The following is a 2,736-nucleotide window of genomic DNA, read 5'->3' as shown; positions in this document are numbered from 1 at the left end:
CCACTGCTGCCTCCCGTAGGAGTTTGGACCGTGTCTCAGTTCCAATGTGGCCGATCACCCTCTCAGGTCGGCTACTGATCGTCGCCTTGGTAAGCCGTTACCTTACCAACTAGCTAATCAGACGCGGGTCCATCCTATACCGCCGGAGCTTTGATATTTTTACCATGCGATAAAAATATGTTATCTCGTATTAGCGTACCTTTCGGTACGTTATCCGTGTGTATAGGGCAGGTTACCCACGCGTTACTCACCCGTCCGCCGCTCACTTCCGAAGAAGTTCGCTCGACTTGCATGTGTTAGGCACGCCGCCAGCGTTCATCCTGAGCCAGGATCAAACTCTCAAATAAAAGTTGTCCATCGCTCAGCTAATCATTATCTGAATATCTGGCTTGGTTGTTTGTGTTTTAATTCTTAAATAAGAATAAAATTTATAAATTAACCTACTGTTTAATTTTCAAAGTTCTTAATTTCAATATAGTTTGAGTTGGTAGCGGTAACAGGAGTCGAACCTGTGACCTTTCGGGTATGAACCGAACGCTCTAGCCAACTAAGCTATACCGCCATATTCATTTTGGTGCCCAGAGGCGGAATCGAACCACCGACACGGGGATTTTCAGTCCCCTGCTCTACCGACTGAGCTATCTGGGCGTTTTTGGTGGGCCTAGCTGGACTCGAACCAGCGACCTCACGCTTATCAGGCGTGCGCTCTAACCACCTGAGCTATAGGCCCTCATTAATGGTCGAGGTGAAGGGACTCGAACCCCCGGCCCCATGGTCCCAAACCAAGTGCGCTACCAAACTGCGCTACACCTCGACTTTATATAAGTTATAAATTTAATAAAACTTGTTGGCAGGGGTGGAGGGACTCGAACCCCCGGCGCACGGTTTTGGAGACCGACGCTCTACCAACTGAGCTACACCCCTGTAATATATTTTTAAAGTGGTGGACCATCAGGGACTCGAACCCCAGACCTACCGGTTATGAGCCGGGCGCTCTAACCAACTGAGCTAATGGTCCACTTTATCAATGGTCGAGGTGAAGGGACTCGAACCCCCGGCCCCATGGTCCCAAACCAAGTGCGCTACCAAACTGCGCTACACCTCGACTTTATATTGGCGGAGAAGGAGGGATTCGAACCCTCGCACCGGTTTACCCAGCCTAATCCCTTAGCAGGGGATCCTCTTGAGCCACTTGAGTACTTCTCCAATACTTGGCGGAGAGGGTGGGATTCGAACCCACGGTGCCGTTAAGCATCACTGGTTTTCAAGACCAGCTCCTTAAACCACTCGGACACCTCTCCGTAAATGGTGATCCATCCGCGACTCGAACGCGGGACACCCTGATTAAAAGTCAGGTGCTCTACCGACTGAGCTAATGGATCATTTTAACTTTTTAATAAGTTGGCAGGGGATGCAGGACTCGAACCTACGCATGTAGCAGTCAAAGTGCTATGCCTTACCGACTTGGCGAATCCCCTATAAAATGGTGAGCGCACAGGGATTCGAACCCCGGACACACGCCTTAGAAGGGCGTTGCTCTATCCAGCTGAGCTATGCACCCACATCATAGTGAATTATTTGGAGCGGGTGAAGGGGATCGAACCCTCACAGCCGGCTTGGAAGGCCGGAACTCTACCATTGAGCTACACCCGCATATTTAATTGGTGGAGGATGGTGGATTCGAACCACCGAAAGCAATGCTAACAGATTTACAGTCTGCCCCCTTTGGCCGCTCGGGAAATCCTCCAAAAGTTTTATGGAGCTGGTGATAGGAATCGAACCTACAACCTGCTGATTACAAGTCAGCTGCTCTACCGTTGAGCCACACCAGCATATTGGCGGGAATAACAGGACTCGAACCTGTGACCCAATGATTAACAGTCATTTGCTCTACCAACTGAGCCATATTCCCATGTTTTATTGGCGGGAGTAACAGGACTCGAACCTGTGACCCAATGATTAACAGTCATTTGCTCTACCAACTGAGCCATACTCCCATATTTTATTGGCGACCTGGAAGGGACTCGAACCCTCGACCTCCAGCGTGACAGGCTGGCATTCTAACCAGCTGAACTACCAGGCCGCAATTGGTGGGACTAACAGGGCTCGAACCTGTGACCCCCTGCTTGTAAGGCAGGTGCTCTCCCAGCTGAGCTATAGTCCCATAAGTTTAATCTGGAGCGGGTGAAGGGGATCGAACCCTCACAGCCGGCTTGGAAGGCCGGAACTCTACCATTGAGCTACACCCGCATATTTAATTGGTGACCCATAGGGGAATCGAACCCCTGTTACCGCCGTGAAAGGGCGGTGTCTTGACCGCTTGACCAATGGGCCATATACGTGGCTACGTCTTACTCTCCCAGGAGGTTGCCCTCCAAGTACCATTAGCGCTAAAGAGCTTAACTTCTGTGTTCGGAATGGGAACAGGTGTATCCTCTTTGCTATAATAACCACATATTTTGTATTATTTCGATACTTACGTATCGTACAAGTATTATATTAACATTTTCTATCTATAATGTCAACAGTTTTTTTAAACTTTTTTTCAAAAGTTTAAAATTAATACTCTGAAAACTGCATATCATTTATTGATTTATCATTTAAATTTATTGGTCAAGTCCTCGACCTATTAGTATCGATAAGCTAAATACATTACTGCACTTACACCTTCGACCTATCAACCAGGTAGTCTTCCTGGGGTCTTACCCTTACGGTGGGAAATCTTATCTTGAAGTC

General features: G+C 48.4%; 21 tRNA genes and 3 rRNA genes. All 24 read right to left on the bottom strand.

The window, feature by feature from the left end:
- Positions 1–347 (bottom strand): 16S ribosomal RNA (locus EIH23_RS15975); the annotation flags it as partial.
- Positions 348–485: 138 nt separating this feature from the next.
- Positions 486–562 (bottom strand) — tRNA-Met (locus tag EIH23_RS15970).
- A 10-nt stretch (positions 563–572) separates the two neighbouring features.
- A tRNA-Phe gene (locus tag EIH23_RS15965) sits at positions 573–648 on the bottom strand.
- A gap of 5 nt (positions 649–653) precedes the next feature.
- Positions 654–730, bottom strand: a tRNA-Ile gene (locus EIH23_RS15960).
- A 7-nt stretch (positions 731–737) separates the two neighbouring features.
- A tRNA-Pro gene (locus EIH23_RS15955) sits at positions 738–814 on the bottom strand.
- A gap of 34 nt (positions 815–848) precedes the next feature.
- A tRNA-Trp gene (locus EIH23_RS15950) sits at positions 849–924 on the bottom strand.
- A 17-nt stretch (positions 925–941) separates the two neighbouring features.
- Positions 942–1,018 (bottom strand) — tRNA-Ile (locus tag EIH23_RS15945).
- Positions 1,019–1,028: 10 nt separating this feature from the next.
- Positions 1,029–1,105 (bottom strand) — tRNA-Pro (locus tag EIH23_RS15940).
- 9 nt (positions 1,106–1,114) lie between these two features.
- Positions 1,115–1,206 (bottom strand) — tRNA-Ser (locus tag EIH23_RS15935).
- A gap of 6 nt (positions 1,207–1,212) precedes the next feature.
- Positions 1,213–1,301 (bottom strand) — tRNA-Ser (locus EIH23_RS15930).
- Positions 1,302–1,306: 5 nt separating this feature from the next.
- Positions 1,307–1,382, bottom strand: a tRNA-Lys gene (locus tag EIH23_RS15925).
- A gap of 20 nt (positions 1,383–1,402) precedes the next feature.
- Positions 1,403–1,478: transfer RNA gene (locus tag EIH23_RS15920), tRNA-Gln, on the bottom strand.
- 6 nt (positions 1,479–1,484) lie between these two features.
- Positions 1,485–1,561: transfer RNA gene (locus EIH23_RS15915), tRNA-Arg, on the bottom strand.
- An 18-nt stretch (positions 1,562–1,579) separates the two neighbouring features.
- Positions 1,580–1,653 (bottom strand) — tRNA-Gly (locus tag EIH23_RS15910).
- Between the two features lie 9 nt (positions 1,654–1,662).
- Positions 1,663–1,747 (bottom strand) — tRNA-Tyr (locus EIH23_RS15905).
- 10 nt (positions 1,748–1,757) lie between these two features.
- Positions 1,758–1,832, bottom strand: a tRNA-Thr gene (locus EIH23_RS15900).
- 4 nt (positions 1,833–1,836) lie between these two features.
- Positions 1,837–1,912: transfer RNA gene (locus EIH23_RS15895), tRNA-Asn, on the bottom strand.
- A gap of 9 nt (positions 1,913–1,921) precedes the next feature.
- Positions 1,922–1,997: transfer RNA gene (locus tag EIH23_RS15890), tRNA-Asn, on the bottom strand.
- Between the two features lie 9 nt (positions 1,998–2,006).
- A tRNA-Asp gene (locus EIH23_RS15885) sits at positions 2,007–2,083 on the bottom strand.
- Positions 2,084–2,088: 5 nt separating this feature from the next.
- A tRNA-Val gene (locus tag EIH23_RS15880) sits at positions 2,089–2,164 on the bottom strand.
- 12 nt (positions 2,165–2,176) lie between these two features.
- A tRNA-Gly gene (locus EIH23_RS15875) sits at positions 2,177–2,250 on the bottom strand.
- Positions 2,251–2,259: 9 nt separating this feature from the next.
- Positions 2,260–2,334, bottom strand: a tRNA-Glu gene (locus tag EIH23_RS15870).
- A gap of 4 nt (positions 2,335–2,338) precedes the next feature.
- Positions 2,339–2,455 (bottom strand): 5S ribosomal RNA (gene rrf, locus EIH23_RS15865).
- Between the two features lie 154 nt (positions 2,456–2,609).
- Positions 2,610–2,736 (bottom strand): 23S ribosomal RNA (locus tag EIH23_RS15860); the annotation flags it as partial.

The sequence above is a fragment of the Romboutsia sp. Marseille-P6047 genome, from assembly GCF_900604535.1.
GTDB lineage: Bacteria > Bacillota > Clostridia > Peptostreptococcales > Peptostreptococcaceae > Romboutsia_E.
Note: the sequence above shows the minus strand (reverse complement) of the source record. Positions and strands in the feature narration are given on the sequence as shown.